Origin of the sequence: Litoribacillus peritrichatus (assembly GCF_039537985.1) — a bacterium.
Lineage (GTDB): Bacteria > Pseudomonadota > Gammaproteobacteria > Pseudomonadales > Litoribrevibacteraceae > Litoribacillus > Litoribacillus peritrichatus.
This window is the reverse complement of the sequence record NZ_BAABBN010000004.1, coordinates 62,423-85,083: the sequence shown is the minus strand read 5'-3', so window position 1 is coordinate 85,083 and position 22,661 is coordinate 62,423. Positions and strand designations below refer to the sequence as shown.

21 protein-coding genes are annotated in these 22,661 nt (G+C 45.7%); 12 read left to right on the top strand and 9 right to left on the bottom strand.

Annotated features, from left to right (window positions below; genetic code table 11):
• Nucleotides 1-48: 48 nt before the first annotated feature.
• Together fadA and fadB are read right to left on the bottom strand one after the other, a co-directional pair.
• Complete coding sequence (fadA, locus tag ABD744_RS01595; protein WP_344794765.1) at nt 49-1,224, bottom strand: acetyl-CoA C-acyltransferase FadA; 1,176 nt, start codon at nt 1,222-1,224, stop codon at nt 49-51.
• 32 nt (nt 1,225-1,256) lie between these two features.
• Nucleotides 1,257-3,401 carry a fatty acid oxidation complex subunit alpha FadB gene (gene fadB / locus ABD744_RS01590; protein WP_344794763.1) on the bottom strand — a complete coding sequence of 715 codons (2,145 nt, stop codon included), beginning with the start codon at nt 3,399-3,401 and terminating at the stop codon, nt 1,257-1,259.
• Nucleotides 3,402-3,994: 593 nt separating this feature from the next.
• Here fadB and ABD744_RS01585 point away from each other — a divergent pair.
• From ABD744_RS01585 to ABD744_RS01575, 3 genes are read left to right on the top strand one after another with little or no spacing between them, the layout of a single operon-like run.
• On the top strand, nt 3,995-5,272 hold the full coding sequence (locus ABD744_RS01585; RefSeq protein ID WP_344794761.1) for a hypothetical protein: 1,278 nt from the start codon (nt 3,995-3,997) through the stop codon (nt 5,270-5,272).
• A 46-nt stretch (nt 5,273-5,318) separates the two neighbouring features.
• On the top strand, nt 5,319-5,948 hold the full coding sequence (locus ABD744_RS01580) for a condensin complex protein MksE (protein WP_344794759.1): 630 nt from the start codon (nt 5,319-5,321) through the stop codon (nt 5,946-5,948).
• The gene (locus ABD744_RS01575) at nt 5,948-8,791 is read left to right on the top strand and encodes a hypothetical protein (protein ID WP_344794756.1); all 2,844 of its coding nucleotides are present in this window, start codon (nt 5,948-5,950) and stop codon (nt 8,789-8,791) included. Before ABD744_RS01580 ends, ABD744_RS01575 begins: the two co-directional genes overlap by 1 nt.
• Before the next feature lie 131 nt (nt 8,792-8,922).
• On the opposite strand, the gene ABD744_RS01570 is transcribed toward ABD744_RS01575, so the two are convergent.
• The gene (locus tag ABD744_RS01570; protein WP_344794754.1) at nt 8,923-9,978 is read right to left on the bottom strand and encodes a sensor domain-containing diguanylate cyclase; all 1,056 of its coding nucleotides are present in this window, start codon (nt 9,976-9,978) and stop codon (nt 8,923-8,925) included.
• Between the two features lie 126 nt (nt 9,979-10,104).
• On the opposite strand from ABD744_RS01570, the gene ABD744_RS01565 reads away from it, so the two are divergent.
• Nucleotides 10,105-11,007 carry an MBL fold metallo-hydrolase gene (locus tag ABD744_RS01565; protein ID WP_344794752.1) on the top strand — a complete coding sequence of 301 codons (903 nt, stop codon included), beginning with the start codon at nt 10,105-10,107 and terminating at the stop codon, nt 11,005-11,007.
• Here the strand turns inward: ABD744_RS01565 and ABD744_RS01560 are convergent.
• A complete protein-coding gene (locus ABD744_RS01560; RefSeq protein ID WP_344794750.1) occupies nt 10,916-11,653 on the bottom strand; it encodes a pseudouridine synthase in 738 nt (245 codons plus the stop codon). The genes ABD744_RS01565 and ABD744_RS01560 overlap by 92 nt on opposite strands.
• A gap of 138 nt (nt 11,654-11,791) precedes the next feature.
• Here ABD744_RS01560 and ABD744_RS01555 point away from each other — a divergent pair, with 138 nt between their 5' ends.
• From ABD744_RS01555 to ABD744_RS01545, 3 genes are all read left to right on the top strand, one after another.
• Nucleotides 11,792-12,979: a DesA family fatty acid desaturase gene (locus tag ABD744_RS01555; RefSeq protein WP_344794748.1), complete on the top strand. Its 1,188-nt coding sequence runs from the start codon at nt 11,792-11,794 to the stop codon at nt 12,977-12,979.
• 125 nt (nt 12,980-13,104) lie between these two features.
• Nucleotides 13,105-13,383, top strand: a complete 279-nt coding sequence (locus ABD744_RS01550; RefSeq protein ID WP_344794746.1) for a hypothetical protein — start codon at nt 13,105-13,107, stop codon at nt 13,381-13,383.
• 113 nt (nt 13,384-13,496) lie between these two features.
• Entirely contained in the window at nt 13,497-14,687 is a 1,191-nt protein-coding gene (locus ABD744_RS01545) for a GGDEF domain-containing protein (RefSeq protein ID WP_344794744.1), read from the top strand.
• 72 nt (nt 14,688-14,759) lie between these two features.
• Here the strand turns inward: ABD744_RS01545 and ABD744_RS01540 are convergent, their stop codons facing one another.
• Both ABD744_RS01540 and purE read right to left on the bottom strand, forming a co-directional pair.
• The gene (locus ABD744_RS01540; protein WP_344794742.1) at nt 14,760-15,887 is read right to left on the bottom strand and encodes a 5-(carboxyamino)imidazole ribonucleotide synthase; all 1,128 of its coding nucleotides are present in this window, start codon (nt 15,885-15,887) and stop codon (nt 14,760-14,762) included.
• A 49-nt stretch (nt 15,888-15,936) separates the two neighbouring features.
• Nucleotides 15,937-16,428: a 5-(carboxyamino)imidazole ribonucleotide mutase gene (gene purE / locus ABD744_RS01535; RefSeq protein WP_344794740.1), complete on the bottom strand. Its 492-nt coding sequence runs from the start codon at nt 16,426-16,428 to the stop codon at nt 15,937-15,939.
• A 425-nt stretch (nt 16,429-16,853) separates the two neighbouring features.
• Between purE and ABD744_RS01530 the strand changes: the two genes are divergently transcribed.
• Nucleotides 16,854-17,177 (top strand): hypothetical protein, encoded by a 324-nt coding sequence (locus tag ABD744_RS01530; protein WP_344794738.1) that lies wholly within the window; start codon nt 16,854-16,856, stop codon nt 17,175-17,177.
• Between the two features lie 120 nt (nt 17,178-17,297).
• On the opposite strand, the gene ABD744_RS01525 is transcribed toward ABD744_RS01530, so the two are convergent.
• The gene (locus ABD744_RS01525; protein WP_344794736.1) at nt 17,298-17,825 is read right to left on the bottom strand and encodes a sel1 repeat family protein; all 528 of its coding nucleotides are present in this window, start codon (nt 17,823-17,825) and stop codon (nt 17,298-17,300) included.
• Nucleotides 17,826-17,980: 155 nt separating this feature from the next.
• Between ABD744_RS01525 and ABD744_RS01520 the strand changes: the two genes are divergently transcribed.
• The 4 genes from ABD744_RS01520 (at nt 17,981) to ABD744_RS01505 (ending at nt 21,022) form a co-directional block, all read left to right on the top strand.
• Nucleotides 17,981-18,727 carry a glycerophosphodiester phosphodiesterase family protein gene (locus tag ABD744_RS01520; protein WP_344794734.1) on the top strand — a complete coding sequence of 249 codons (747 nt, stop codon included), beginning with the start codon at nt 17,981-17,983 and terminating at the stop codon, nt 18,725-18,727.
• Between the two features lie 7 nt (nt 18,728-18,734).
• The gene (locus tag ABD744_RS01515; protein WP_344794732.1) at nt 18,735-19,397 is read left to right on the top strand and encodes an NUDIX hydrolase; all 663 of its coding nucleotides are present in this window, start codon (nt 18,735-18,737) and stop codon (nt 19,395-19,397) included.
• Nucleotides 19,398-19,510: 113 nt separating this feature from the next.
• Nucleotides 19,511-20,212, top strand: coding sequence for an START domain-containing protein (locus tag ABD744_RS01510; RefSeq protein WP_344794730.1), 702 nt, complete (start codon nt 19,511-19,513; stop codon nt 20,210-20,212).
• A 114-nt stretch (nt 20,213-20,326) separates the two neighbouring features.
• Complete coding sequence (locus ABD744_RS01505) at nt 20,327-21,022, top strand: START domain-containing protein (protein ID WP_344794728.1); 696 nt, start codon at nt 20,327-20,329, stop codon at nt 21,020-21,022.
• A 69-nt stretch (nt 21,023-21,091) separates the two neighbouring features.
• Here the strand turns inward: ABD744_RS01505 and trmH are convergent, their stop codons facing one another.
• Both trmH and ABD744_RS01495 read right to left on the bottom strand, forming a co-directional pair.
• Nucleotides 21,092-21,784 carry a tRNA (guanosine(18)-2'-O)-methyltransferase TrmH gene (gene trmH / locus ABD744_RS01500; RefSeq protein WP_344794726.1) on the bottom strand — a complete coding sequence of 231 codons (693 nt, stop codon included), beginning with the start codon at nt 21,782-21,784 and terminating at the stop codon, nt 21,092-21,094.
• Between the two features lie 114 nt (nt 21,785-21,898).
• Complete coding sequence (locus tag ABD744_RS01495; protein WP_344794724.1) at nt 21,899-22,633, bottom strand: hypothetical protein; 735 nt, start codon at nt 22,631-22,633, stop codon at nt 21,899-21,901.
• Nucleotides 22,634-22,661 lie beyond the last annotated feature (28 nt).

The window sequence follows — 22,661 nt, the reverse complement described above, 5'->3', positions numbered from 1 at the left end:
CAAAAAAGCCGAGGATGACCTCGGCTTTTTTGCTAGTCAGGACCTAAATTATAGGCGCTCCCAAACGGTAGCTACACCCTGACCCATACCGATACACATAGTAGAAACACCTAATGCACCGCCCTTCTGATTCATGATATGAAGAAGGGTTGTAGAGATACGAGCACCTGAACAACCTAGTGGGTGACCAAGCGCGATCGCACCACCATTCAGGTTAATCTTCTCTTCTGCAACGTCTTGCAACTTAAGATCTTTAACACAAGGCAGAGACTGAGCAGCGAACGCTTCGTTCAATTCCCAGAAGTCGATATCTTGAGTAGTAAGACCTGCACGCTTAAGTGCTTTCTTAGTTGCAGGAACCGGGCCGTAACCCATGATCGCAGCGTCACAGCCAGCAACAGCCATAGACTTAACGCGAGCCATTGGCTCAAGACCCAGCTCTTTCGCTTTCGCGTAAGACATCATCAACATAGCTGACGCGCCGTCAGACAACTGAGATGAAGTACCCGCAGTCACAGTACCACCTTTCGGGTTAAATACAGGACGCAGCTTGCCTAGGCTCTCTGCTGTTGTTTCTGGACGAATTGTCTCATCTTCAGTGATCAATGCTTTGAAACCATCAGCATTGTGACCTTCGATAGGAACGATTTCGTTCGCGAAACGACCTTCAACTGTAGCTTCGTGAGCAAGACGGTGTGAACGAGCACCAAACGCGTCCTGAGCTTCACGAGAAATACCGTGCATCTTACCTAGCATTTCAGCAGTAAGACCCATCATGTTCGATGCTTTTGCAGAGTACTTAGAAGCTTCAGGGTTGTGATCGAAACCGTGCTGCATGTCAACGTGACCCATGTGCTCAACACCACCAACAACGAACGTATCGCCGTTACCAGTCATAATTGCCTGAGCCGCAGTATGGATTGCAGACATTGCAGAACCACACAGACGGTTAACCGTCAAAGCACCTGCTTCTTTAGGCACAGAAGTCATCAAAGAAATTTGACGAGCTACGTTAAAGCCTTGTTCTTTAGTTTGGTTAACACAACCCCAGATTACGTCTTCAACGTCAGCCGGGTTAGCGTTAGGGTTACGCTCGAAAAGAGCGTTGATTAGTGAAGCAGACAAAGTCTCAGCACGAACGTTACGGAAAGCACCGCCCTTAGAGCGACCCATAGGCGTACGTACGCAATCGACTACTACTACATCATTAGGATTATAACCCATTGATTTTCTCCTATTAATTTCCAGGTCGTCTATTAGCCGAAGTACTTCTGGCCTTTCTTAGCCATTTCACGCATCTTTTCAGTTGGGTGATACAGCTTGCCTAGGTCAGCGTACTTGTCAGCGATTTCACAGAACTTATCTAGACCCAAAGAGTCGATATAGCGCAATGCACCGCCACGGAATGGAGGGAAACCAATACCGAAGATTAGACCCATATCTGCTTCAGCAGGATCTTCAACAATACCTTCTTCCAAACAACGAACAGTCTCGATACACATCGGAACCATTACGCGCTCGATGATTTCTTCATCAGAGAAATCTTTAGAATCAGCAACAACCGGCTTCAGCAGTTCGTAAGTTGTTTCATCAACAACTTTCTTTTGCTTGCCTTTACGGTCCAATTCATACTTGTAGAAGCCAGAGTCGTTCTTCTGACCGTAACGGTCATTTTCGAACAATACTTCCAAAGCAGACTTGTAATCAGCCTTCATACGGTCCGGGAAGCCTTCAGCCATCACTTCGTTCGCGTGAACACCAGTGTCCAAACCAACAACGTCCAGCAAGTAAGCAGGACCCATAGGCCAGCCGAATTTCTCCATTACTTTGTCAACTTTCTGGAAGTCAGCACCATCGCGCACTAGCGCAGTGAAGCCACCAAAGTATGGGAACAATACACGGTTAACCAAGAAGCCAGGGCAGTCGTTAACAACAACAGGGGTTTTACCCATTGCCTGTGCGTAAGCAACAACTTTCGCAACAGTTTCGTCAGACGTCTTAGCACCACGGATAATTTCTACTAGAGGCATCATGTGCACTGGGTTGAAGAAGTGCATACCACAGAAGTTCTCTGGACGCTTAAGATCAGCAGCCAAAAGATCGATAGAAATAGTAGAAGTGTTTGAAGTGATGATAGTGTCTTCAGATACAAGACCTTCAACTTCAGCCAATACCGCTTTCTTAACGTTAGGGTTTTCAACAACCGCTTCAACGATAAGATCAACTTCACCAAACTCAGAATAAGTAAGAGCCGGGATGATGTTGTTAAGTACTTTACCAGCCGCGTCAGCCTTCATACGGCCTTTGTCAACGCGCTTAGAAAGCAACTTGTTCGCTTCAGAAAGACCCAAGTCGATACCCGCTTGGTTAATATCTTTCATGATGATTGGCGTGCCTTTCAATGCAGACTGGTAAGCGATACCGCCACCCATGATGCCTGCACCAAGTACTGCTGCCTTCTTAACAGGCTCAGTCTTAGGCATTTCTTTCGCTTTCTTCTTCAACAACTGATCGTTCAAGAACAAACCGATTAGAGATTCTGCAATGCTCGTCTTAGCCATCTTAGCGAAGCCTTTTGCTTCCACTTCAAGAGCCTTGTCACGAGTCATGCCAGCGTGCTTTTGCATCGCCTTGATTGCTTCGATAGGAGCAGGGTATTGACCTTTAGTCTGGCCAGCAATGAAACCTTTAGCAGTTTCAAATACCATCATGCTTTCCATTGGGTTCAGAAGCAACTTGCCAGTCTTCTCAGCACGACGTGCTTTATAGTCCAGCTCGCCTTCAGCAGCGCGGTTGATCAAGTCAACAGCAGCGTCAAGCAGCTTGTCCTGAGAAACAACAGCGTCTACAGCACCTTCTTTCAATGCAACTGCAGCTTTCTTTTCTTTCGTTGCACAGATCCATTCGATTGCGTTGTCCGCACCGATCAGACGAGGAAGACGTACAGTACCACCCCAACCTGGGTAGATACCTAGCTTAACTTCAGGCAAACCTACTTTTGCCTTCTCAGACATAACGCGATAGTCACACGTCAGACAGACTTCAAAGCCACCACCAAGCGCGATGCCGTTAATTGCAGCAACGGTTGGGAAAGGTAGATCTTCAACAGAAGAGAAAATCTTGTTTACCTGAACGTTCGCAGCTACCAATTCTTCTTCTGGCAACTTGAAAGTATCAGTAAATTCGGTGATGTCTGCACCTACGATAAAGACATCTTTTGAACTTGTTAGAACAACACCTTTAACGTCGCTCTGACCTTGGATTGCTTCTACCGCAGCTTTCAAATCTTCAATTGTTTGACGGTTGAATTTGTTAACCGACTCACCTTCAAGATCGAAATTTAGCTGCAAAATGCCGCCTTCGATTTCTTTAACCGTGATGGCTTTACCTTCGTAAATCATCAACTGATCTCCACGCTATGTTTTAGCTATTTTGGTCGAAACTGGAAAGCAGGTAAAACCGACCTAAGCCGTGTAGTTAAACCACCGCCTCCAGCACTTCTCTATGCTGAAACTCAAGATAATCAATGAGTTCCAGCTCCCTTACCAGGGTGTTATCAACCGAACTGAACCGCTTAAAAACCGTACAATTCATACGCTCGTTTGATTCTTGGTGGGCACACGATGAGTAAATTCGAACGGAATGTCAATGCTTTGTTCGCATTTTAGGTTTGGTGACAATTCCTGAAATAATCACTGAACCCCGGTTTTTATTGACATATCAACCATTTATTCAACAACTATTTTTTTCACAGCATCATGCTCTTGATAAGACAACCAACCCTGATTTAAGTGCCATCAGCATAGTCGAGTGATTACTATTCAGCCATTTCAGAAACAACCATTCATCCGAAGCTAATGGCTGAATATGCCCGTTCACACAAAACCATTGATTTGAGGATTGAAATTTTTTAATTAACCCCAACAATAGGCAGGTCAAATACAAAACTCTTAACTTCGGAATTCGTACCGACACAAATGAAGCACCGGATTGCATGATACCGCCAAAACGAATTATTCAATGTTTATACGATCACTGGCCGACCATTCAGGCTTTGATCATCAGAAGTGAAACGGGCAGTTTTACTTTCCAAGTGCTGCAAGGGTTGATCCGACAACAAAACCCTTCGTTCACCACAGACCAGGCATTCAAAGAAGCACAACGCATCGTCTCATCTGAAATTGCAATTCCTCTGGCCAAGTCCAGTGAATATGAATTGAGCCAGCCCATTCTGGAATTTGGTCAAAGCCTGCTGGACGAACATGAGCTGGGCCTGGCAGAAGAGATTTCAGTATTAATTGACGACATGGAACGCCTGATCAAAAAAGTACAGGCGTCAGCAGAAGATAAAGACGCATACGAGGTTCGTCGCTACCTTCATCGTTTGGACGACCGAATTCGAGCCGTCATTAAACACTTCCGCTACAACGAAATTGCCATTGCGAATCTGGTGGAAAAAGCAAAATCACAGAAATCATCCATTCGCCTCGAAACGCGATATGCGTCCGTGCTTGAAGCCTTCGATCAATACATCGAGCCCATGCTTGATATGCTCGACATTTACGGTAAATTCCGGTTAACACTGGATTACATCGAAGAAGCGCTGCGACAAATCATTCAGCACGCGGACACCACAGGACAAATGAAACGGGAACAAAACACCTGCATTCATTTACGAACCCGAATTCTTGAGCTATACCAAATTGGCCAGCACTGTCTGCGCAAAAGCACCGATTTATTGATGCCACTGCGGGATGAACTCAGAAAAAACACCGAAGTGACCCGCGCCGTTTCAAAACTTTTAGCGAACGTTCGTAAGCGGGGAATTGACCAGCGGATTCATGCGGCGATGCCGGTCATTTCCACTGATGCAGCAAGGCACAACCTCGGTTTGCACCGAAACATCGTCAGTTACCTGGCCGATGTCATTGATATTAAAGACGAAGATGTGGTGTTGCCGGACGAAGAGCAAATCGCCCCCTTTAATCCAGTGGAAATTCCAGAATTCAGGGAGGTTTTCAAAAAGCTTCCGGCCACTCAAACATCGGATTACTTTGAATGGTTGAAAAAAGAGTACTCGGCGCTGCCCGCCGACGAACTGCTTTATTTATACCTTCAGGTGATTGAGTCGGATGAGCTGGAACTCACAGACCCTGCGGACAAAAAAGAATACACCTTTGAGCAAATGAAAATCATTGCTCATTCCCTTGGTGGCAATAAATTAGAAGTCAATACGCTCGAAGCCAACCAGCAGAACAGCCAAACTTCCTAGCCATATAAAATAAATACAGCCACCGAGCAACTTTCGGATCAGTAGTATGAATCAAGATTTATTAGAAACACCCTCCGTCGAACGAGAGTCGACTGACACATTTACCCGACCAGCGATCAACATTGATCTTTCGAAGATGCGATCAATGACCCCGATCTACCAAAAACTGATGTCCGGCTTTCATATCACCGAAGCCAACCTGACCCTATGGCAAGAGCTGGATCAGTTCAATGTTGAGTACGAACAACTCTTCAAAGGCCTTGGGTATACCTTAATTAAGGACGCACGCGGTTACTTTTATTTTTCCAGCCCGGATACCACGGTCACTATGACCAAAACCTCCCGACGCATCGCCCTCCTTGTTTACACCCTGATCGAACATTGGGCAGACAAAGGCTACGACCCGATTGGCGCCCTATTCGATCAACCACTGAATAAAGACGTCTGCCGTCAGCTCTACGACAAAAACATCAACGTGTTCGAACAAATCGACATTAACAGCGCCGCCGACATTCAGAATGAAATATTAAAACGTATGGCCCGACTGGGCTTCGCCAAAGAACAAGGCAAAGAACATCGTTTACTGCCCTCTTGTTATCGATACATCGATGCCGTCATGGAACTGTCCGACGCCTATAAACAAGACGAACAAGCCACTTTTGAGGACGCCGAATAATGACTCAACACTATGGTCTCACCAAACTGGCGTTATTAAATACGGCAGGTTACACCAAATGCGTTATCCCTTTGGATCAGCCCGCTTCTATCTGTGCACCCAATAACACGGGTAAATCGTCAGTCATTAATGCATTGCAATTTCCTCTGATCAACGACTTACGATTAACCGAGTGGGATGGGCACTCCATTGATGAAACGCGTAAGTTCTACTTTGGTTCCGACCGTTCATTCGTGTTACTGGAAGCCAACCTACCAGAAGGAAAAGTGGTTATCGGTGTGGCCGGATTAGGCCCTGCATCTGGCTACGAGCACCAGTTCTTTACTTATCAGGGGGCACTGAACTTAGAAGACTATTTCGACGACCGCAAACTGAAAAAATACAGCAAAGTGTTCATTGATTTGAACAACCAGGGATTAAACCCCATTGAGCTGAAACCCGGAGAGCTCAACTCGTTATTAACGGGCGGCGCAACCCGCTACGACGGCCGCATCAACCTCAGAATGGTGCCCCTGAACAACAGCAGCGATGCCCCTATCTATAAAGAGATTTTCAGAAAAATCCTGAACTTGCACAACCTGTCCGCCAATGACGTTAAGCGCTTCATTCTGAGAGTATTCGATCGCTCCATCAGTGCCGGCTCAATCGACTTCTACGAAGTATGGCAATCCTCTTTTGAACAGGTTAACCGGGCCCGTAAACAGCTCGAATTGCTTGAGTCTCAACAGGATGCGGTAGAGTCACTGGAAGCCCTTCGTTTGAAGCGAGCTGAATTGAAGGGCAAGCTGAGCTTACTTCAACCTAAACTGGACATTGCGCTTACCGAGTGGGACGAACACATTCAAACCTCGAAAGCAGAGTTTGATCAACAGTTAATCGGTTTGGACAGGACACAAGCCAGCCTCACCGATCAGAACCAGTTATTTACCTCGCAACTGAGTAAAATTGCCATTGACCAGGTGGATCTGGAACGGTGGTTTGCTGATTATGCCCGCCTGGATCAACAGTTCACGCTGACCAGTTTATCCACGCTGGAAAGCCGCCTGCGGGAGAGCCGAGCTGAATACGACCAGCTTTCACACGGCATTCAAGGCATTAAAGGTCAAAACCTGGCCACCATCGTCAGTCGCCGCCGAGAAATTGCAAGACAATTAAAAACGCAGGAACGTCAACTCAAGAACATCGAGTACAACCTTTATTCCCGAATACGTGAAGACCTGTCCGTGAATGAAGTTGACACCATCAGCCGTCTTTTCAACCAAGACGTTCTAAGCCTTGCGACCACCGCTCAAGGCGAAGTTCAAGTGGAAGATGAGCACGCGTTCAGCCAATTCATTGAGCAAATTGCAGAATCCATCAAAGGCAATCAGATTGTATTGCCTGGTGCAACCATCGACATCAGCGATTTATCCGTCCCTGACATGTCTTCCACTGAAGACAAAGTGGCGCTCGTTCAGCAAATTGAAGCATTACGCCACTCACTTGAAGAACTTGAAGTGCAGGAAGAAATTGCTAAGGATTTGGAAAGCAAGCTCGCCGAACGCGAAGTACTGTACGAAGAACTGAAGCAAAATGAAAAAGATCTGGAACAATTCAAACTTTACCAGGCCGCCGTATCTCAGTATGACGACCAGCTTTCACTGAGAGAGCAACTGGAAGAAGAAAAAGCCATCATTGAACTGAAGCAGCAAGACATTACCGTTCAATCCAGCCAGATCGCAGATCAACGCAGCCAAATCCGATTAAAAAGCGAACAACTGTTTCGCCAGCAGGAAAGAATGCGAAGCTCTTCTCGCCGACGCATTGATGATCAGTTCGACCTTCGGCACGGCTATGTCATTCCCTACCCGGAAGACATACAGATCGACATGGACAGCCTGAGCGATACTTTGGATCAGTTTAACGAAGACTGCCGCGAGCTGAACCTGACCAACATCAACATCGAAAACAGCTACAAAATGGTCTTCAATTCAGGCGTGACCAAGTTTGATGTTGAAGAAGATGAAGACACCCGCCTCGACAAATTGATCTCGGCTTTCCATAACCTCGACAACGAGCGGGAAGCGGTAGAAAGGCAGTCTCGCGTCGCACTGACCGAAGTGGCCTCGACCATTAAAGGACTGCGGCAAGACCTCGATCGCCTGAAAAATGAAATGAACGGTTTCAATCGACGCGTGGGCAAAAAGCACATTTCCAACCTGAAAGACTTCCGAATTGACATCATCGAACGTCGTCATATTGTGGAAGCCATCGACACTATTTTGTCTACGTCCGAGTCTTATGAAGCCGGTGACACCCTGTCTGTATTCGACCTGGGACTGTCCGAGAATTCTGAAGTATCGGATCTGCAACTTGAAGAAGCCAAAGACTACCTGATCAAAGCCGGCTCAGAAAAAGGCGGCCTAACCCTTTCTGACCTGTTTGATGTACGATTCAAAGTTGTTAACCGCAACGACGAAACAGAATTTTTTGACCGAATTGATTCCGCCGGCTCCAACGGCACCCGAATCACCATCAAGCTGTTGTGCGGTATGCTCTTCATTCGACAACTGCTGGCTGAGAAAGAACAAGGGTTGTATAAAATTCCGATTTACATCGACGAAGCGGCTGACATCGATCCGGAAAACCAAAAATCAATCATTGAAATGGCAGTGAACTTTGGTTTCATTCCGATCTTTGCCAGCGTTAAGCCGCAGACCTCTTGCCATTACATAGTGCCAATTCGGACGACCAAAGACGGTAAGCTTAACCTAGTGGACGAAAAAGACTGGATTGAGTGTCTGCACTCCAAACCGGACGATGAAAACAAAGAGCAAACAAAAGAAGCCGACTTAGTGACCTGAATGAAGTAAACGATTACTCGTTTAACTTCATTCACGAAGCTCAGTCAATTCAGCTCATAAAAGCGCAGTACTCAACCACTGCGCTTTTTTCTTTCATAAAGACCATTAAAAAAACGGGAACAGAAAACCTATCAAGCACTGTGCGCTTCGGAAAACTGATTTTCAGAAGCCATACACACTCGGTTTCTGCCTGTCCGCTTCGCCTCATTCAATGCGTTGTCCGCCATATTCAGAAGCTCTTCTACGGTGGTAATCATTCCCGACTCAAACAATGCACAACCCAGACTGATGGTGCAGTATATGGTTTCGCCGTTATACGACACAGGCTGCTTGGCAACTTCTCTACGAACACGATCAATAATATTAAAGGCCATGGACGGGTCCATCTCAGGCATAAGTAGGCAAAACTCCTCACCACCAAACCGGGCAATAAAATCACTTTGCCGCAGCATTGTCGAAAGACTCACAACCAGGTGCTTCAATACGGCGTCACCCGCCAGGTGCCCGTACTCATCATTTATTAATTTAAAGTGATCCACATCCAGTAACACCAGGGCAAAGCACCCCGTTTTACGGGTAGTTCTGGACAGTTCGGAAACCGCTAACTCATGTAACGTTCTTCGGTTGTATGCCCCGGTAAGACTGTCTCTCGATGACAATTCGTTGTTCAGCTCTTCGGTTTTTTCCAGCACCGTCTGAGCGTGGGATAGTTGATGTCGCTCAAACGCCAAGTCCAGTTGAAACTCGGTAAGCTGATGGAAGTGAGCAAATATTTCCACCAAGGCCTCTTCAAACTTCCTCGGGCTTCGGTCTAAGACACAAAAAACCCCCACCACTTCACCGCTAGGTGCATGCAATGGATAGCCCATGAAGCTCACCAGATCATGATCTTTCATGATCGACTTAGACCAAGGCTCCTCACTTCTGAGATCAGCAACCATTAGTTCTTTATTATTAGTTACCACCCACTCACATAAAAATTCCTGATCAAAAGAAAAAACGTTACGATGAGAAAAAGGATTTTCTTCCGATTTATTCACCACCATGGGTGAACATGCGTCTTCTTCCACCAAACACACCATACAAACAGGCACTTGCAGCAGCTGGGCCACCATATCCACCGTTTGATGCCAGGATTTGACAATGTCCTTTGAAATCCGCTCAGCCACTTTATTTTTTTTCCGCATCAGCCTTTCCCAGTATGAATCCAAATAAAGATTTACTTATTAAATCTAGTATGAACATTCAACTGTCGCAGTATAAATTCAAGAAAACACTCTTGCCGATGTTGGCACAATCAGAGAAGGCTCGATATGACTGGTCAAATCCACCACCTGAACTGTGGCACGCTCAACCCTTTCAGTTCGCGTCTGTTATACCCTTCCGCCGGTTTATCTGAAACCCGCTTTTTAGTCACCCACTGTTTACTGATTGAAACGGCGAAAGGGCTGATCCTCATAGACTCTGGCCTGGGCCGGAAAGACATAGAACGAACGGACATATCTCTCGGCAAACACCGAACGCTGGTCACTCAGCCTGCTCTGTTGAAAGTCGAATGTGCTATTAACCAGGTCGAACGTTTGGGTTACAGCCGAGATGACGTTCGCCATATCGTGTTAACCCACATGGACTTTCTGCAAACAGGCGGGCTCTCCGATTTTCCCAACGCCTCCATCCATACGATGCGTAAAGAATTTGAGGCTGCCAATACACCACAAACCGTTCAGGAAAAGTGGCGTTACTCCAAACAACACTGGCAACACAGCGCCAAGTGGGTTCTCCATTCTTTTACTGGTGGTTTATGGAAAGGGCTGGAGTTTTCACCGGTCTTTCCAGAGTCGGATGAGGTCTTGATGATCAGCCTGCCCGGCCACAGCAGAGATCATATTGGTGTGGCCATCCGGAAACAGCAAGGCTGGCTTCTTCATTGCGGGGACGCAATACTCGACAGCAGCACCCTGAATAACGGCGGTTTATCACTGACCAAGCTGTTAAGTGCCGCCATGGATTGCTGTCGGGCCGACCGCCTTCATACCCTTCAGAAATTAGCAACCCTGGCATCTAATGAGCAGGACGTTCAGTTCGTATGCAGTTTAGATCCGGATTGCTTTCATCAATACCGTTTCAGCACTCAACCTGAAACGCCCGAAGCGCCTGAATCACAGCTGTCATTTCCTTTGCAGGAGGAATCGTCAGTTGCAGAGGCTGCCCTGTAACCGGGTGAAGCATGTTTAGCTCGGTGGCCGCCAACAACAACCGGTTGCATTCCAGTTTGTCGCGGAACAAACGGTTATGGACTCCCTGCCCATAACGAGTATCCCCAATGATAGGGTGTGCAATATGATCCATATGTTTTCTGATCTGATGCCGGCGGCCGGTTTTAGGCTGAACCGACACTAACGAATATCGCGACGTAGAGAACTTGCCAATTTCCCAGGGCATTTCGTAATGCTCAAGTGTTTGATATTCACTCAACGAGTCTTTTGCCTCATGAGTCACGCCTTTTCTTAACAAACGACGGTCATCAACCGGGTCTTTAAGCGGATGATCGATGACGCCCTCGCCAGTAAAACCACGTACCACACATTGGTATGTTTTAGTGATTTGAAACTCGGTAAACTGGCGAGTCATTTCAGCTAAAACCTGTTCACTTAAAGCAAAAATAAGCAAACCAGACGTTGGCCGATCCAAACGATGGGCAGGATAGACTTTTTGACCTAGCTGATCCCGCAATAATTGCAGTGCAAACTCTTTCACCCCATGCGCCATCTTTGACCGGTGAACCAACAGTCCGGATGGTTTATCAATCACCACTAAGTGCTCATCCTGATAAACAATGTCTAAATGTGTTTTTTCTGACATATTAAACCTAAATAATAAACGTACACGAGTAAGCTAAAACGGGGTTCAAATAAGGCATAATTATCGTTAGACTGCCTTTGATTAATGCAAATAACTTATAATTATTAATAACCCCAAAATTCTTTGGAGACGTATTCAATGTGGGAGCAAGTTTGGCAACAAGGGTTGCTAGGTACGAATGTTTGGCAATTCCTTATCGCGATGTTGGTCATGACCCACATCACCATTATCAGTGTCACCGTCTACCTGCATCGTTTTTCGGCACACAGATCACTGGAATTGCATCCCGCCCTTCAACATTTTTTCCGCTTCTGGATTTGGTTAACAACAGCACAGAGTACCAAAGAATGGACTGCGATTCATCGCAAACATCACGCCAAATGTGAAACCAAAGACGATCCTCACAGCCCCGTCGTGAAAGGCCTTAAAACAGTACTTCTTCAGGGCGCTGAACTGTATAAACAGGCAGCAACGCCGGAAACTCTGGCACGATACGGCAACGGAACGCCCGATGACTGGCTGGAACGTAAGGTTTACACGCCACACAAGCTAAAAGGCGTGTTCCTGATGCTTGCCATTGACCTGCTTGCTTTTGGCCCGATTGGCATCACCCTGTGGGCCATTCAAATGATGTGGATGCCCGTGTTTGCCGCTGGCGTGATCAACGGTCTTGGCCACTTCTGGGGCTATCGCAACTTTGAGTGCTCCGATGCAGCCACCAACATTTCTCCCTGGGGAATTTTAATCGGCGGCGAGGAGCTTCATAACAACCATCATACGTATCCAAACTCAGCAAAACTTTCCGTCAAAAAGTGGGAGTTCGACATCGGCTGGATGTGGATCAAAACGTTCGAGTTTTTTGGTTTAGCCAACGTCAGAAAAGTAGCGCCTGTTCCCGTCAAAGACAAGAGTAAACAAGCTCTGGATCTTGATGCTGCCAAAGCAGCAGTGCACAACCGATTCCAGATCATGTCGTCCTATACCAAAAACGTCATTCGTCCTGCGATCAAAGAAGAAAAAGCCAAAGCACATGCCGAATTGCATCAAGCGTTCCGCAAAGCCAAAAAAATTCTTTGCCGCGATGAAGCCTTACTGTCCGATAAGGCAATCAAACAAAGAGACTCTTTACTCGACTCCCACGACTTATTAAATGAAATTTATAAAAAGAAGCAAGAACTTCAGGCCGTTTGGGCCAGAAGATCCGCCGGTGGTGAAGAACTGCTTCAGGCCTTAAAACAGTGGTGCCACGAAGCTGAGCAATCCGGCATTGATGGCTTAAAAGAGTTTGCAGACCAGCTTCGCCTGTACACACTTAAAACCGCCTGACCCGGTAATAACACAACCCTCCATGGAAAGCGGTCTACTAAGACAGCTTTCCGCTCTCTCCTGGATAAAACTCCCGCTCGTTTTCTGGTAATATCCCTACTGCAGATAAGGCATAGGACAAAACCATGACAAACGAACGCGCCGAAGCACACATACTTCGAGCAAAACTATTAAAGTTCTTTAAGATATACGGCATTATTTTATGGGGACTTTTTCTTATAGGTGCAGTTTTACTGCCCTCGTTAGCAGGCCTGACCGAAGACGACCTGAAGCCAATCGCTTCTCGTGCTTTTGTAGCCTTGCTTGCGGCATACTTCATCCCCTACTATGTCTCTTGGAAAATCTTCGAAAGAAAGCATGGCCCACTGGATCAGTTTAAGGAAAAAACAGATCACGGCGAATAAAATTAACAGATTGCTTGGTTATCAACAGGTTCCACCCGACCTAAAATAATAATTCAAGCCGGGCAGTCTCAACTTGATGTTGAACTTCATCAGATGATTACAGGATGTAAATCATGAATGCTGATAGTCTCTCAGATAATGAAAACGCACCAGAATACAAACGCATTTATCAGCTCTACAGCAACTCACTCAAGTCCATCCCCGCAACCATATTAACCAGCAGTATTTTATTGGTTTTACTGTGGACGAAAGTGCCTTGGGAAACCATCCTTATTTGGTTCTCTATAGTGTTTTCAGCCTCATTAATCAGATATCACAACGTCAGACAGGCTCTGGCTACCAAGAGTTATTTACAGAAAGACCATAAAGACAGCATGAGACAGTTCATTTTCGGCTCCTCCTTCACGGCGGCAGTTTGGGGTGCCAGCTTCTTACTGTTTTGCCTGTACACCGACGAAGCATACAGTTTGTTAATGATCTGGATTGCCTCTGCCATTGCTATGGGCGGGAGTTTGAGTTTATCCCCTTCCAAATACGCTCAAAAAATTTTCGTATGTTTGATTTTTATTCCTGCCATTGTGATGAACATTTTATCCGGGAACGAGTTCAATATTACGCTGGGGTTGTTATGCATCATGTTTTTGGCCGTATTGATTATTCTCGGAAACAACTTCTCCAATTTGGTGAATGACGCTTTAAACCTGGAAAACACCAATCAGGAACTGCTTTTATCGCTGCAACAAAAAAACGCTCGTTTGGAAGAGAGTAATCTCGAACTTACTCGCACCAAAGAGTTTTTAACACAACAGACGCTAAGCGATCCGTTAACCGGAATTGCTAACCGAAGAAGTTTTGATAACACCCTAATACGTGAGTGGAACCGCTGCCTGCGGCGACAACACCCCTTATCCTGTATTTTGATCGACGTAGATCACTTTAAAAAATACAACGACCAGTTTGGCCATCAGATGGGCGACGCCTTACTTCAAGAAATCTCAAATACCATCTCCAGTCAAGCAACCCGGGCGGAAGACCTGGTCGCTCGCTACGGGGGAGAAGAGTTTGTAGTTATTCTCAGCAACGCCTCTCACGACGACGCTGTAATGCTTGCCGAAAGAACCCGTAAAGCCATTACTGAAAAGAACTTTAAACACGCAGAGGACAGCCCCTTTGACAAAGTAACAATCAGCGCCGGCGTGGCCACCATGACACCGGACAACACGCTGGACTGCTATGACATCGTGCATAAAGCGGATGAAAAGTTATATGAAGCAAAAAAAAGCGGCAGAAACCGGACTTGCTAACCCTTCTCTAAAATAACGAAAACAAAAAAAGAGAGCAGCGGCTCTCTTTTTTGTCACGGAAAGATAAGACCATCACTTAACCAGCTTATCAACCTCAGTGATTTTGTTCTTCAGCGCCGAATAACTCTCTGCCAAAATATTCACATGACCGACCTTACGCTTAGGCTTGATCTCTTTGCCATACCAGTGCACATGGACATCCGACAGGTTCAGCGCTGCACGGTCAATATCATGACCCACCAAATTATACATAGCACTGACTGAGCGATTGTCAGTATCACCTAAAGGCAGACCAGCGATTGCGCGAATATGGTTCTCGAACTGACCGGTAATGGAGCCTTCCATCGACCAATGGCCTGAGTTATGCACACGCGGAGCAAACTCATTCACCACCAATCCCTCCGGTGTATCGAAAAACTCGATGGAAAGAACGCCAACATAATTGAGTTTTTCCAGTAATTTTTTAGCATAACCCTGAAGACACTCTAAGTGCTCATCAGAAAGACCTTCTGCAGGAGCAACGCTCAGATGTAAAATTCCGTCTCTGTGATCATTTTCAGCCGGTGAGTAATATTTACAATCCCCCTTCTGATCACGTACACATACGATGGACAGTTCTCGGGTGAAATTTACAAACGCCTCAGCAATGTATTCGCTGACGCCACCGTAAACCGTATCCTGGCAAGCATCCCCTTCTTCAGGAAACAACTTATCCGCCAGTTCATTTAACTCACCCTGAGACATCACCCGATATTGACCTTTTCCGTCATAACCCAGTGTCGTAGTCTTCAAAATGAACGGAATACCAACGATGTCTCCCGCAGCCAATAACGACGCTCTGTCATCCACTTTACTGAACGCAGTGACCGGAATATCAAGCGACTTAAACAGATTTTTTTCAGTCAAACGATGCTGACTGTAAAAAAGCGCGTCTTTACCTGGAAACAAGGGTTTACGCTGAGCAATGTATTCAGCCAATTCAAGCGGTACATTTTCAAACTCATAAGTGAACACATCGTGCTCATCAACGAATTTTTTCAATGTGTCAGTGATTTCAAAAGGTGACGTATACAATGGTGCAACCTGACCACCGCATGAATCCTCAGTAGGGTCATAAAGACCGAACTCTAACCCCATAGGATATCCGGCCAACGCCATCATCCTACCCAGTTGGCCACCACCAAGAACACCAATCTTCATTACCTATGCCTCACTCACTCGATTCAAATAACCCGGCAAACAACCTGAACTATTCAGGTCGAGGATCTGGGTTTGCTAACACAGTTTCTGTTTGAGTCTTACGAAACTCAGCTACAGCCGTTCGAATTTCTTCATTTTCAAACTGAAGCATTTGTGCAGCCAAAATTGCAGAGTTGGCAGCGCCAGCCTTTCCGATTGCCAGCGTACCTACCGGAACACCAGCGGGCATTTGAACGATTGATAACAGAGAGTCTTTACCACTTAAAGCCTGAGACTGAACCGGAACACCCAATACCGGTAAATTAGTCTTAGAAGCAGCCATACCAGGTAAATGTGCAGCACCACCAGCACCTGCAATGATCACTCGCAAACCACGACCTTCCGCTGTCTCAGCATACGTCATGAGTTTGTCCGGAGTTCGGTGAGCAGAAACGACTTCTACTTCGTACGGTACTTTGAGCTGTTCAAGCATAGACACTGTATGCTCCATAGTACTCCAATCCGATTTGGAGCCCATAATGACGCCTACTAGAGGTTTCATACACGTTACCTTTATTACCAATGGTCGTCTAAAAATAAGGCGGGCTATTATAGAGAACAGCTCTTAGTATGTCCCGCTTTTCCTCGAAAAAGAGTGCCTTTCGTCCATTTATCCAAGAAAAATGAAAAAAAGATCTTTACTTTTGCCAAATAGCTGACCACATCGTCATCTATTCAATATCCAAAAATATCAAATTTCCGTTAAATCTATTGCGCTAACTCAAGATCCAGGCACTTTCATTGGTTAAACTGACTCCGAAAGCAGATCAACACCGACCAGAGACATTGACAGAGGTAACATAACAGCCTACAACAAAACCGTTGTGGCCTTTACTTTAAGTTAAGCACCAACGAAAGCAGTGAGCAGTGAGTTGTAATTACGATCAAACGACGTCTCTATACATCTTTCCACCGAGGACTTAAACCATGCAGGCGACAACTCGAATCATAGTTGAGAAAGGGCTCCCCAAGCTTTGCATCGACGGCAATCAGTCTAAAGCTTTTAATGCAGATTTAATCTTTCAGGATTTATACATCACAGGTAAGCATACCGGTGAATTTACGGGCAAAGAAGCAACGCAACTGACCACACAAGTTCTCTTGGTACTTTCTAATCATCAACATTTGGGGGAAGTGTCCGAAGTGTCCCGAAAGGAAATTCATCAGGTGATTTCGGACATTCTCTATTTATCCGGCTATATAAAATCCGCCCAGCATTTAGAGCAAAGACTTTCAGAAACACCCACTTAATTTGCTTAAATGACATCAGCCAGTGCTAAATCAACCAGCACTAGATCAACCGCTGCTAGATCAACCGTTACGACATGAACCCGAACAGAATGAATTCGAATTAAAAGCGCTCGTAATGTGTTAACGGATATTAAGTTCGGCCAGATCAGCCACCAGAGAAATACGTTCGACTTCCTGAGCACTGATTTGATCAGTCAGACCTCGATCTGCCAGGAAGTCCAACAACTTTTGAGCCGCGAGTACATTCGCGTTCAATGCCGCCTGCTTTAACAGCCGAATCACTAACTTATCATCACAGGGCACTCCGTACTGTTGTTCGATCATTGCGGAGGCGTACTGTAAGGCCGCTTTTTCCTCTCCCTGGCCAGCAGCTACCTGTAAATAACCCAACCCGTGCTGCTTATGCCAATCGGTTTCCCCCCGAAACAATAAAAGGTGGCCATACACTGAGCACGCCTGGGTATGCTTCCGGTCAGCACAAAAGCGAAACAACCTCATGACTCTATGGTGCCTTTTTTCTGAACTTTTAGCGTAAACAGAATGGAATAACTGATTGGCGATAAAAAACACGGCAGCAACCAACCAAGGCCACGACATTGATAACGGTTCATCCGGTACTGGAGAATCAGAGCGAGAAGAACATCCCATAAGTTTACCTACTCATTTACCTAACAACATTGAATCACTAAGCTCACACAAGCGATTCATAATTCAGGCAGCACCCCTTCAGGTAACATTTTAATGACGTGCCAATCTAATAATTTTACACTGCCTTAAACACCAAAGAAAAGGACAGAACCGTCATGGTCGACACCAAACGTTATACCCCCTTTATCATAGGGCACCGAGGCGCAGCCGCTTACGCACCAGAAAATACAATGGCATCCATTGAACTTGCCTACCAACTGGGGGTGAGATGCATTGAGGTAGACGTTATGTTAACGGCGGATCAACATGCGGTCATCTTTCATGACAACACTCTAAACCGATGCACAACTGCCCAGGGCGCAGTGTCAGACAAACAATGGCACACAATAAAACAACTCGACGCCGGCAGTTGGTTTCATCCGGATTTTACCGGACAAGGCATTCCCCACCTTAACGATTTGGTAAAGTTTGCTAATAAACACCCGGACCTGACACTGAACATTGAGATCAAGCCCCGTTTTAAGAACTCAATTAGCACCACCAGAATTGTTATTAACTATCTAAAGCAACACCTTATTAAACCGGAACGATTAATTATATCGAGTTTTGATGTCGTGGCTCTTAAGATGGCACAATTTATGTGGCCCAGCTGTTACCGGGCCTTAAACATTGAAAAGCGATTTTATGGTTGGTCTGTTTTTGCTAAAAGCCTGGGATGCAGTGCTGTTCACATTGATCATCAGCAAATTACCAGTGCATTCATTCACACCGCCCATAGGCTGCATTTAGATGTTCGGGCCTTCACAGTGAATGATCCATTCCGGGCCAGACAACTCAAAGCCATGCAAATAGATGGAATTTTCTCAGATTGCCCTGCAGATTTATTTCAACATATTCATTAGAGCCATTATGAGCCAGGAATTTTCAGCCCAAAACATGAGGGATGGTCTTCAGAACTATCCCTATAAAAAACACCCAATATCGCCCGCTAACCAGGCTTCAGTTGCGATCATTTTCAGGGAAACAGCATCCCATAAACTGGAAGTATTAATGATCCAACGTTCCGTCAACGAACAAGACCCTTGGTCGGGCCACATGGCGTTTCCCGGAGGGAAAAAATCCACCCGAGATCAAAACTCTTTGACTACAGCCATTCGAGAGACGACGGAAGAAACAGGCATCCAGTTATCGAAACATCAATGTTTGGGCAGGCTTTCTGACGTTTTAACTCGCACCCACTCAAGAAAAAAACTAATGAAAATAAAGCCTTGGGTGTTTTTTATCGCCGCGAATGACCCAATGAAGACCAACATTCGCCTCAATCACGAAGCCGAACAATATTATTGGTTGCCCTGTTCTCTTTTTACCCAACACAATCGAACCCATTTTCATTGGCCCCTGATTGCTATTGGTCAGTTTAAATACAGCATTAGATTGCCCAGCTACGTCTTCAAGAAAAATAAAATATGGGGGCTATCACTGATGATGATTGATGAGCTGTGTCACATTATTCAACATCAAGGGAAGCGAAAATTTAGTTTCCGTAAAAAACTGCGTCTATACTTCTTCTAAGTATTTCAACCTGTTACAAAAACGAACTTAACTAAATTCATCGCATGTCGTTCTAACAGTTTTTAGGTGCTAGTATTACTAATACTTTATTCTTAGTTGAAGTGAACACAACCATGTTGAAGTCAATAATAAAAAGAGCAACAGCCCTGCTATCCCTCCACCCTTCAAGAATCCTGCTTCCTTTTACACTTATGTGTGCCAGTTTATCCGGCGCCGTTTTCGCCGACTCAGAGTGGAAGCTGACGAAAGAACAAGACAATATTCTGCTCTATACCTCGGACAACTCAGAACACACTTATGCGACCAGAATTGAAGCGGTAATACCTGCACCGTTAGAAGCTATTGTTGATGCGATTGAAGACCCGGAAGCATGCAGCGATTGGTTGTTCCGCTGTCAAACAGCCAAAACAATCAATCAAAAAGAAAGCGCGCACCAATATACTTATTATATCCGCGATTATCCTTTCCCGTTAAAAGACCGCCATGGCGTCATAGAAATCAGTCGCAGTTTTAACGACCTTGGCCAGTTTGTTCTCAATTTAAAACTGATGCCAACAATGACCCCGGAAGACACAACGTTAATCGTTCCTGAGCAATTTGAAGCCAGTATCACACTGACTAAAACCTCCCAAACCCATTCCACGATCATTCTGGAACACCGTTTAAACCCGGGTGGAAAAATTCCAGCGTGGTTGAAAAAATCTCTGCATGAAGAGTTTCCTTTTAAATCCGTCAGAGGCTTGATCGAATCAGCTCAACGTAAGCAAATATCTCGATCTCAAAGCGCGCTTTCAAAAAGTTTCGCCGCTATGTAATGACAAAGAAACGGGAACAAAGTGTCCCGTTTTTATTCAAGTTGTCTGGTTTCTACTTTAACCCGCCCTGAAAATCCTATAAATTAGCCTGTCTAATAATAAAAGGATTACAGCATGGGCTTTCTACCCGGAAGAAACAGAGCGTTCTTTCTAGCAACACTTTTCATCTTTTTCTCTCAACACCTGCTTGCCAATGAATCCGAGTGGTCTCTGGAAAAAGAAGAAGACGGGATCTCCATTTTATCGCGTGCGGTTTCACACTCTGACTTCCGCGAATTTCAGGCCCAAATGACCATTGATGGCAAAATCGATACCGTACTGGCCATCTTTCAGGACCCAAAATCGTTCACTCGCTGGGTACATCAGTGCTCAAGCGCAGAAATCATTCAACAGAACTCGTTTCTGGACGTATTCGTTTATCAGGTAAGCGACATGCCCATTCTGGTCAGTGACCGGGACGTAGTAATTCGCGACGTTTATAGCTATTCCAAAGACTACAAGGAATGGACCATTGAGGTCACCGCCGTAGAAGGCATGGTGCCAGAAACAGGTAATGTGCGTGTAACGGACTCCCACGGAACATACCAACTGAAACAAATCAATGATGAACAAGTTTCTATTTTATGGACTCAACACGCAGACCCGGCCGGAACTTTGCCTTCTTGGCTGGTTAACTCTTTGATTGTCGACTTACCGTTTGAGACGTTAAAAAGCCTAAGAGAATTAACCACAGAAGAACAGTACCAAACGTCTAAAATCGGTTACGACCAAAACGGCGTTCCAAGCCACTGGGCGGTTCAGAATTTCTGAACCAATACCCTTCCAGACAAAAAACGGGCTGATCAGCCCGTTTTTTTGTATCCATCCACTCAGCCAAAGCTATTCTGATTGAGGTAATTCACGCACACTTTGCGACCATTGAGCGGCGTTTTCAATGTCACCGTCTTCATCCAGCGGAGGATAAGGTAAGTTCTTTTTATCACAGAATTTGGCCACCTGAGGGTGAGCCCACTGGAACAGTGTTGTTTCATATTCTTTTTGATCTAAACGTAGCTCATCAAACATCCCTGCCTGTTGACGCTGGCGCTGAGCCTCACTCAAAATAATGGCAGCCGCAACGGATACATTGAATGACTCAACCATCCCCTGCATCGGAATGACCACATGTTCATCACATAAGTCAGCCGACTCATCAGATACGCCGAACAGCTCCTGACCTAACAGCAGCGTCGTAGGCTGAGTGTAATCGTAATCTCTGAAATCAATGGCCCGATCGGAGAAATGAGCCGCGATGACTTTACGGCCCTCTTTCTTTTGTTGTTGTATGGCTTCCAAAGAGGTTTGGTGAGGATGAACCGTTACCCAACGATCACTACCAGATGCGGTTTTACCGTAGTGGCCAAATTGATCGTGAGGCCAAACCATGTGCAAATGCGCAATGCCCATAGCATCACAAGTTCGAACAATCGCAGCAATATTATGAGGCTTATGCACGTGATCGGTGAGAACTCGTAAATCCGGTTGGCGACGACGTAGTGTCTTTTGTAGTTTCTCAAAACGTTCTGGCGTCATAATAAAGCTCACTATCCATTAAAAAAGCGCGCATTATAACGAAAGCAAAAGCCCTTGCCGACTCTAAGCAACAATATGTAGCAAAGACAGTTGATCAGCAGCTCAGATCAGGCTTTATTCTTTAATTTTCAAGTGGCTTGTATCTGGCACTTTCACGGGTTTTTCTGGCTCAGGCTCAACCAAGTAACCTTCCATTGGATTAATTTTCAAATGGTCGGTACTGGGAGGTGCCGGTGCTTCTTTTTTAGAATCAGGTAATATCAGGCTGCCAACCGGGGCAATCGTCAAGTCATCACTTTTAGGTGAGGCAGATGCTTTCTGCTCTGAAGATTGAGAAGTAAGCGATGATGCTTCCGTTTCTGCAGGCTGACTGTTGGCTTTTTGAGACTCAACCAAGCTGGCCATTGCTTTTTCCACTTCTTCTGCGGAAGCTTCTTCGATTTCCGGCACGGGAATGCCGATAGGCGGTTCCTCGGGTTGCTGGGTTTCCTGCTTTCTTTGCTCTCTCTCAGCCTGCTGCTCACTTTTGGCTTGAGCCACTGACGTCAGCGAAGGCTTACTGAAGTCTTTTGCGCCAAATGACGCGGGATTCTGCGGTGCCGGTTTCGGAGTCTCTTTTACCTTGGAGCGAATTTCTGCATTTGCGCCCGCTTTTTTCATTGCCTGAATGTACTTCTTAGCCGTCGCTTCGTCCAAGCCAGTTTTAATGACCACTGTACGGCCAGAAAACAACGTCGCCAATTTGGCATCATCCGCTTTGAACATCCGAGCGATATTCTTTCGGACCTGCTGCTCATCAGCACCGATCAGTACTTTCCCCTGAAATACTACTTCAAAATCTGAACTCATTATCAAAAAACACTCAAATAAACGCTGC

What these genes read in the sequence shown, in the direction of transcription:
- fadA (WP_344794765.1), bottom strand. Translation starts at nt 1,224, where the DNA reads ATGGGTTATAATCCTAATGATGTAGTAGTAGTCGATTGCGTACGTACG.
- fadB (WP_344794763.1), bottom strand. Translation starts at nt 3,401, where the DNA reads ATGATTTACGAAGGTAAAGCCATCACGGTTAAAGAAATCGAAGGCGGC.
- ABD744_RS01585 (WP_344794761.1), top strand. Translation starts at nt 3,995, where the DNA reads ATGATACCGCCAAAACGAATTATTCAATGTTTATACGATCACTGGCCG.
- ABD744_RS01580 (WP_344794759.1), top strand. Translation starts at nt 5,319, where the DNA reads ATGAATCAAGATTTATTAGAAACACCCTCCGTCGAACGAGAGTCGACT.
- ABD744_RS01575 (WP_344794756.1), top strand. Translation starts at nt 5,948, where the DNA reads ATGACTCAACACTATGGTCTCACCAAACTGGCGTTATTAAATACGGCA.
- ABD744_RS01570 (WP_344794754.1), bottom strand. Translation starts at nt 9,978, where the DNA reads ATGCGGAAAAAAAATAAAGTGGCTGAGCGGATTTCAAAGGACATTGTC.
- ABD744_RS01565 (WP_344794752.1), top strand. Translation starts at nt 10,105, where the DNA reads ATGACTGGTCAAATCCACCACCTGAACTGTGGCACGCTCAACCCTTTC.
- ABD744_RS01560 (WP_344794750.1), bottom strand. Translation starts at nt 11,653, where the DNA reads ATGTCAGAAAAAACACATTTAGACATTGTTTATCAGGATGAGCACTTA.
- ABD744_RS01555 (WP_344794748.1), top strand. Translation starts at nt 11,792, where the DNA reads ATGTGGGAGCAAGTTTGGCAACAAGGGTTGCTAGGTACGAATGTTTGG.
- ABD744_RS01550 (WP_344794746.1), top strand. Translation starts at nt 13,105, where the DNA reads ATGACAAACGAACGCGCCGAAGCACACATACTTCGAGCAAAACTATTA.
- ABD744_RS01545 (WP_344794744.1), top strand. Translation starts at nt 13,497, where the DNA reads ATGAATGCTGATAGTCTCTCAGATAATGAAAACGCACCAGAATACAAA.
- ABD744_RS01540 (WP_344794742.1), bottom strand. Translation starts at nt 15,887, where the DNA reads ATGAAGATTGGTGTTCTTGGTGGTGGCCAACTGGGTAGGATGATGGCG.
- purE (WP_344794740.1), bottom strand. Translation starts at nt 16,428, where the DNA reads ATGAAACCTCTAGTAGGCGTCATTATGGGCTCCAAATCGGATTGGAGT.
- ABD744_RS01530 (WP_344794738.1), top strand. Translation starts at nt 16,854, where the DNA reads ATGCAGGCGACAACTCGAATCATAGTTGAGAAAGGGCTCCCCAAGCTT.
- ABD744_RS01525 (WP_344794736.1), bottom strand. Translation starts at nt 17,825, where the DNA reads ATGGGATGTTCTTCTCGCTCTGATTCTCCAGTACCGGATGAACCGTTA.
- ABD744_RS01520 (WP_344794734.1), top strand. Translation starts at nt 17,981, where the DNA reads ATGGTCGACACCAAACGTTATACCCCCTTTATCATAGGGCACCGAGGC.
- ABD744_RS01515 (WP_344794732.1), top strand. Translation starts at nt 18,735, where the DNA reads ATGAGCCAGGAATTTTCAGCCCAAAACATGAGGGATGGTCTTCAGAAC.
- ABD744_RS01510 (WP_344794730.1), top strand. Translation starts at nt 19,511, where the DNA reads ATGTTGAAGTCAATAATAAAAAGAGCAACAGCCCTGCTATCCCTCCAC.
- ABD744_RS01505 (WP_344794728.1), top strand. Translation starts at nt 20,327, where the DNA reads ATGGGCTTTCTACCCGGAAGAAACAGAGCGTTCTTTCTAGCAACACTT.
- trmH (WP_344794726.1), bottom strand. Translation starts at nt 21,784, where the DNA reads ATGACGCCAGAACGTTTTGAGAAACTACAAAAGACACTACGTCGTCGC.
- ABD744_RS01495 (WP_344794724.1), bottom strand. Translation starts at nt 22,633, where the DNA reads ATGAGTTCAGATTTTGAAGTAGTATTTCAGGGGAAAGTACTGATCGGT.